Origin of the sequence: Marinobacterium halophilum, assembly GCF_003014615.1 — a bacterium.
GTDB classification, from domain to species: Bacteria; Pseudomonadota; Gammaproteobacteria; order Pseudomonadales; family Balneatricaceae; genus Marinobacterium; species Marinobacterium halophilum.
Genome location: NZ_PYGI01000024.1, coordinates 52,305 through 59,549 on the forward strand (window position 1 = coordinate 52,305; position 7,245 = coordinate 59,549).

General features: G+C 55.6%; 5 protein-coding genes. 3 read left to right on the forward strand and 2 right to left on the reverse strand.

The window, feature by feature from the left end:
• Nucleotides 1–151 precede the first annotated feature (151 nt).
• From CLV44_RS15370 to CLV44_RS15380, 3 genes are read left to right on the forward strand one after another with little or no spacing between them, the layout of a single operon-like run.
• Nucleotides 152–4,531 carry a cobaltochelatase subunit CobN gene (locus CLV44_RS15370; RefSeq protein ID WP_106593005.1) on the forward strand — a complete coding sequence of 1,460 codons (4,380 nt, stop codon included), beginning with the start codon at nucleotides 152–154 and terminating at the stop codon, nucleotides 4,529–4,531.
• Nucleotides 4,531–4,995: a MotA/TolQ/ExbB proton channel family protein gene (locus CLV44_RS15375; RefSeq protein WP_106593006.1), complete on the forward strand. Its 465-nt coding sequence runs from the start codon at nucleotides 4,531–4,533 to the stop codon at nucleotides 4,993–4,995. The genes CLV44_RS15370 and CLV44_RS15375 overlap by 1 nt, the downstream gene beginning before the upstream one ends.
• Nucleotides 4,992–5,282 carry a DUF2149 domain-containing protein gene (locus CLV44_RS15380; RefSeq protein ID WP_106593007.1) on the forward strand — a complete coding sequence of 97 codons (291 nt, stop codon included), beginning with the start codon at nucleotides 4,992–4,994 and terminating at the stop codon, nucleotides 5,280–5,282. The genes CLV44_RS15375 and CLV44_RS15380 overlap by 4 nt, the downstream gene beginning before the upstream one ends.
• Before the next feature lie 51 nt (nucleotides 5,283–5,333).
• Here CLV44_RS15380 and CLV44_RS15385 read toward each other — a convergent pair whose 3' ends face one another.
• Nucleotides 5,334–5,984 (reverse strand): class I SAM-dependent methyltransferase, encoded by a 651-nt coding sequence (locus tag CLV44_RS15385; RefSeq protein WP_106593008.1) that lies wholly within the window; start codon nucleotides 5,982–5,984, stop codon nucleotides 5,334–5,336.
• Nucleotides 5,985–6,663: 679 nt separating this feature from the next.
• Nucleotides 6,664–6,972: a hypothetical protein gene (locus tag CLV44_RS15395; protein ID WP_106593010.1), complete on the reverse strand. Its 309-nt coding sequence runs from the start codon at nucleotides 6,970–6,972 to the stop codon at nucleotides 6,664–6,666.
• Between the last annotated feature and the right edge of the window lie 273 nt (nucleotides 6,973–7,245).

Here is a 7,245-nt window from a genome sequence, read left to right on the forward strand (position 1 = left end):
ATATGCGCATCAGGCGGGGTGTTCCTGAAACAGCATGAGGCTTACACGGACGTATTTGCCTGCAAATCGCTCCTGTAGTCCGAATTCTGTTTTGTGCAGGCCGCGATGCGGCGTGTCACTTGCCGGTGCGTGTGGATTTTATGGAGTCTGCATGCGCAACCAATCTGTTCTTGATTATCATTGTTCGCTCGGCCGGGCCGGTCGAATAATGCTGCTGTTTTTCCTGCAACTGATGGCTGGCCAGCTGCACGCGGCCACACAAGCGGTAGCATTGGTGTCCGAACGTACCGCCCCGCTGATGGCGAGCGCGACCCACCAGTTTCTCGTGGAGCATCCGCTGTTCGAAATCCAGCTGCGCACCAGCGCCCAGTTGGAACAGATGACCGATACCGAGCTGCAGGCACTGCTGCAATCGGCAGAAAAGGTACTGATCGGCGGCGTTTTCGGTCCTTCGGTCGAGCGCCTGCTGGCACTGCAACTGCCGACAACACAGCAGCGCCACATTTTTCACAGCGACCGGCGTTTGCAGGCACTGCACAACGACCGTGACGGTGGCCGGATGCAGACGTTGGACGACACTGCACGCTCCACCCTCTTCGCCCGCCCACCCGCAGACCAACCGTTCCAGCCCTGGTTGGACACGCAACAGCATGCCTTTCCGTCGTTTAAGCATTGGCTGACAAACCGTGCGTACTGGCAGTTCCGCGATACCGACAACCTCAATCGCCTTTGGCAGTCGTTGCTGCTGGATACCCCGGCTCCCCAAGCCAAGCCACATGCCGCCGTGCGCATCAGTGAAAACGGCCAACGGCTGACACTGGACGGGCATACCTCAGCCGACCGCCCCACCCTGTTCCTGCTCGACAGCAACCAGGGTGATCATCCGCAGAACCGTGCTCTGCACCGTGCAATCTGCCAACGTGCAGAGGGTATGCGCTGCCTGTCAGTCGCGGCTGCCTGGGGTGACGGCAGTCGCCTGGCGGTTGAACAGATCGGTCAAATGGCCCCGAAAACCGCTCCCTGGGCGATCATCGCGTTACAGGACTTCGTTATTGGCGGCGGTGAACACCGCGAAGACGTAACCCAGCTGTTCAGCCAGCTTAACGTGCCGATCTACAAGGCGATCCGCATAGCTGAACTTGACCGTGCCCACTTTAGCCTGTCGGCCAAAGGCCTGCCGACCGACTCGGTCCATTACCGCTTGGCAATGCCCGAGCTGCAAGGCACCGGCCAGCCGCACGTTCTGGCTTTGGCCGCCGCCCCGACACGAGATCCGCAGACCGGCGTCATCCTGAGCCAGCTGCAGCCGCTGGACACGGAGATCGGCTACTTGGTCAGCCGTATCCGCAAAGGCTTTGCCCTGCACACCAAACCCAATGCCGACAAACGAGTCGCCATCATTTACTACAACCACCCACCGGGCCGACACAACATCGGTGCCGACAATCTCAACGTGCCGCGGTCCCTATGGCAGATGCTGCATGCACTCCAAGCCGAAGGCTACAGCACCGGCCCGTTGCCGGAGACCCCCGAAGCCCTGCTGGACCAGTTGCAGGCACGCGGTGTAAACCTGCCGGAAGACCGCAGTGCATTGGCCGCCATGGCCGGGCAGATCAACACGGTCAGCGCCGCTGACTACCGCCAATGGTTTGCCACGCTGCCGGAAGGCATTCAGCAGGAGATGCAGTTCGGCCCGCTGGCCCACCTGCATCATCAACTGCAGCCACTGCTGTCACCGGAGGCCCCCGCACTGGACAGCGAACTGGCCCATGTCGCAGCGGCCCGCAGCGCGCGCGTGCTGGAAGACCTGCGTCACATTCTGGATGGCACCCGCCACCCCGGCCGGGAGCGCGGACTGGATCTACTCGACCAGCTGGAATCCGCCTACTTGCGCCTGAGCGACCCGACGCTGGCCACGGGGCCCCGTGCCGATCTGTGGCAGCATGCCGATGAACTCAGCCAGGCGATCATCACCATGGGCATCGAAGGCTTGCGTGGCTGGGGTGAAGCACCGGGCCGCACCATGGTCTGGCAGAATAAACTGCTGGTGCCCGGCGTTCAGTTCGGCAACATCTTCCTGGGGCCGCAGCCGCCCCGTGGCTGGGAGCTGAATGAAGAACTGCTGCACGCCAACATGTCCTTCCCGCCGCCGCACCAGTATCTGGCCTATTACCACTGGCTGCGCGACCGCTTCGCCGCCGATGCGCTGGTGCATGTGGGCCGCCACTCCACCTATGAATTCCTGCCGGGACGAGCTACCGGCCTGACGGCTGAAGATTACCCATCGCTGATTGCCGGTGACCTGCCCGGTATCTACCCCTACATCGTTGATGGCGTAGGCGAAGGCATTCAGGCCAAGCGCCGTGGCCGTGCCGTGATGATCGACCACCTCACCCCCCCGTTGGCCACCACCGAGCTGTACGACGACCTGCTCAGCCTGCGCCAACTGATCGAGAGCGCCGAGGCCGCCACCGATCCCGACACCCGCCACCGCGCCGTGCAACAGTTGCGGGCACAGATTGATGCGCTGAAACTGCGCGACGAACTCGCTGCCAGCATGGACGAAGAACTCAAGGTGCGCGGCATCGGCTTCGACCAGATTGACGACGAATTGCTGCTGCACGAAACCGGTCACTACCTGACCCACCTGCAGGAAAAATTCATGCCGCTGGGGCTGCATACCTTCGGCAAACCCTGGCAGAACGAACAGATCGACACACTGCTCACCTCCATGGCCGGTAATCAGCAGGTTAAGCCGGAATGGCGCACCGCATTGACCGCATCCCCCGATGCCGAGATGAGCGCCCTGCTCAACGCCCTAAGCGGCGGTTACATCGCGCCGGGTAAGGGCAACGACCCGATCCGCACACCGGAAGCCCTGCCCACCGGCCGCAACTTCTTTGCCCTTGATGGCAGCCTGCTGCCAACCCGTCTCGGCTTTGCACTGGGCGCAGAACTGGCCAGCAAGGCCCGACAGGAAACCCCGACCCCGGACGGCAAGGAAGCGGTGATCCTGTGGGCCTCTGATGCCGTGCGTGACGAAGGCAGCATGATCGCCTTCGGTCTGGACCTGCTGGGCGTACGCCCGGTATGGAACAGCCGTGGCATCATCAACGGACTGGAACTGTTGCCGCTGGATGCACAGCGTCCGCAACGCCGCGATGTGGTATTCACCACTTCTGGCCTGTTCCGTGATCTCTACGCCGGTCAGCTGGAACTGCTTGATCAGGCCGGACTGATGGCACTGGCCGCCAGCCGTGACGTGATCACCCGTGACTACCCCGCCCTGCTGCCGGCACTGGAACGGGCGCTGGCCCCACTTGAATATGCGGTCAGCACCACCGATGAATCCCTCAGCAGTAACGCTGTTGCCGCCCACTGGGTAGCCGAAACCCGCCGCCTGCTGCAGGCTAACCCGGCATTGGCCGACAGCGACCAGCTGGGCCGCCAGGCCAGCCTGCGTGTCTTCGGCACAGCCCCCGGCAGTTATGGTGCCGGTATCAATCGCTTGGTGGAACGCTCCGGCAGCTGGCAAGACCGCACCCAACTTGGCCAGGCATACATCAACCGCATGGGCCACGCTTACGGCACCGGCCTCCACGGCCAAAGTGCCCACGACGCCTTCAACCGCCAACTGGGCCAGATCCGCCAGACCTACCTTGGCCGTGCCAGCCATCTGTACGGCCTGATCGACAACAACGACGCCTTCGATTACCTCGGCGGCCTTAATCTGGCGGTAGAAACCGTCACCGGACAGCCACCGGAAAGCTTCGTCATCGACCACTCTCGTCGTGAACAAGCCACACTGGAACCGCTGGCCAAGGCACTGGGGCAAGAGCTGCGCAGCCGCTACCTCAACCCGCAATGGCTCAAACCGCTCATGGCCGAAGGCTACGCCGGTGCCCGCACCATGGGCAGCGAGTTCATGGAATACCTCTGGGGCTGGCAGGCCACCAGCCCACAGCTGATCAAAAGCTGGATGTGGGACGAAGTAAAAGCCGTATACCTGGACGACCGCCTGGAGCTGGGACTGGATGACTTTCTGCAACAGGGGCATAACCAGCAAGTGCGCAGCAACATGATGGCCATCCTGCTGGTGGCTGCACAAAAAGGCTTCTGGGACACCGACGCCGACACGCTGGCACAGTTATCGGCAGACTTTGCCGACAATATCACCCGTTTCGGCCTGCCCGGCAGCGGCCACACACATCCATCGCATCCCGTGTATGCGTTCGTGAGCGATCATATTCCGGCCGCACAAGCCGCCGCACTGCAACAGGTACTCGACGCCGCACGTCAGCCCGAAGCTGAATCTGCGACCCAACCGGCGACCCGTATTCAGGAGATCACAGCGGCCAGTGCCAACGAGATCACCGAACTGACCGACCCCGTCGAGAATGCAGATGCCAACAGCGCCGATAGCAGCGACAAGGCCCAGCCCATCTCGCCCCCGCTACTGTTTGCTGCCGCCATTTTGCTGTTGTTACTGGCCGGTGGCCTGCTGCGTGGCCGCTTTGGAGGACACCGTTAATGCTTGCATCCTTCTCGACCGAACTGATGCACCAGATCACTGGCCTGCTGTTGCAGCCGGTGATCTGGGGACTGCTGTTTCTGCTCGCGCTGGCGGTGTGGGAAATTGGCCTGGCGCTGGGTGAATGCGGAGGCGGCCTGCGCCGCCTGGAGTACAGCGGTGATCTTAACGCCGCCCAGGCACAGGGCATGCGCCGCATCGACCGAGCCGACTTCATCACCCGCATCGCACCCATGCTGGGGCTGATGGGCACTCTTATCCCGCTTGGACCAGGACTATCGGCACTGGGCGATGGTGAACTGTCGATCCTGACCACCGCCATGACCGTTGCCTTTGACACTACAGTCATTGGCTTGCTGACCGGCATTGTCGGCTTTGTACTCGCCCGCCTGCGCCGCCGTTGGTATGACCAGCTGATCACCCGAATGGAGTCGGCCCACACCCGCACGGAGGCCAACCTATGAGCCATTGGCGACGCAGCCGCTTTGACCAGGAAGAAGCCGAGCCTCTCGGCCCACTCGCTAACCTGCTCGACCTGATGCTGGTATTTGCCTGTGGCCTGATCGCCGCACTGGTGGCCCAAAGCGGCACACTGCAGCAGCACTTCAAAACGCCCACAGAAGTTATGACCCAAGGACGGGAGCTGCCCCAACTACCACAGGGCATCGAACAGCAAGGTGCCGGTATGGAAGCGGTAGGACAGGTGTATCGTGACCCTGAAACAGGGAAACTGATATTGATTGGGGGCTAGCTGCGCAAAAGAGGTTATCGACTATTCATGTGCAACCTATTTTAAATAATTTTATATTTTAGTAGCTGAAAACAGCGCCACACAACCAACCACGGTTACATTTACGTTAATGAAATACTTATTCAGCCCATCTTCTAATGCACTCAGTTCATCTTGGGCATTACAAAAAATACCTTTCTTGTTATAAATAGACATAAGCTTCTGAGCGAACATATTTTTCGCAGTACCTTTACCTAAAATAGTGCTGCCAAATAAAACACTTCCTACACTCATGACTTCTTTTAAATGTGAAAAAACTATGCTCTTTTCAGACATACTGCCAGGCAGGCAATGCAGCAAGTAGTTGATACTTACAGAATCAAATTTTTTACAATCAAGTGATAGGGGCTCTAAAACGTTCCGGCAGTAAATTTCTGCATTTAAAAGCCGGATAGCTTTAGACGTAGATTCCAAACTATTTTCGTTCAAATCAATCAAAGCAATTCGCTTATGATCAGCTACCAAGTTTTTCTTCAAGTAATATCCAGTGCCTACACCCACATCAAGGTGGTTATCTGTAACTAAATCTGCAAACTGTTTACTGATGAGACGTGTTGGGCATTTCCATAAAAGATGGTTAGAGAAGCCCAAAACCCACAAATCGTATATTGATAGGACTTTCTTTGAGTAAATAGCTTGACCTGCGACTACGTTTTTATTCATATTATTTTTCAGACTCTATTTAATATAAGGTAAATTAAAAATTTCAATAGCATTACAAATCACTTTAACACCCTTTTTCCTGGCCATCTTGCACCTCCGCGTCAGGGGTAAGCCTAACTATAGAAGGTGTCTACTGTTCATGGGTAACTCGGACACCTAATGCTCAGTTAAGAGGCCGAAAAAGTGAATATTTTTAGGTCAAAGCCCGCTTGCGAACGACTTGAATTTATTGTTAGTGGTAGCTCATTCATACTTAAACCAACTTCGGTACATACGCATGAATCACGTAATAGAGTAAAGGAGACAACAAGCCTATACTAAAAGCCTTCATAGCTGGTTTCGCTTTTCTAAACACTGCCAATACTAGACTAGAAATTATCAAGAACACGCCGCTACCAAAAAGAGAATAGAAGATAAGTAGTTCGATGATATCAGCCAGACCAAAAGGTTCATCCGGCATTACTGGAATCAACCAGTAAAGAGTAGACCGAAAGACTAGGCCAATAATAGTAAGACCTAACGCAAAGTGTCCCGTGACTCTTATCATTCCCTCAAACATATCCAGATACCTCCGTCCTTGGCAACCACTAACGCCCGCAGCAACGGACGGCTTTTAAGTTTGTGGAACACAGCGAAACCGGATTAAAATCCGTTCCGATTTACTGCTATTGTTAAAATTTTACCGACCCCAATAAACGCCATGTCTATTAATACTAAAATTTACTGTTTTAATTTCAGATTGAAAGATTAACTCAATAGCATCAGTGTTGCTTGATAAAATAGAGATATGTTCAAGTTCTGCGACAATATCGCCAGGAGCGAAATGCCAAATTACATCGCTACTACCGCACGAATGAAGAAGAACAGATTCATTAGAAAATGTTAAGAATCTAGGATATTCTTCATCCGGAAATTTAATCTCAACAAATCCGGATTTGAATCCATCATTGATACTATCAAATATGTATTTTTCTATAGCTATGTCCATTGCTGATCCATGTAGAAAAGTATAACGCCCGGCTCTGCGGCTGGTAAAAGTTGAGGCGAAGCCGGAGATTTTATAATCCTGACAGCAGCCACTTTTTATATGGCTTTAGCTCCAGAGAAAGAACTTCCATAGCGTTAAAGAAATAATACAGCCCACCATTATTAATAAGGTTCTTTTTGGCTATGTCTGAGTAAACTGTTGAAGATCTGCCATTCTTAAAGTATTAGCCATAAGCTTTAAGGGTGGCCGCTATGAAAAACGCCCCATTTCAGC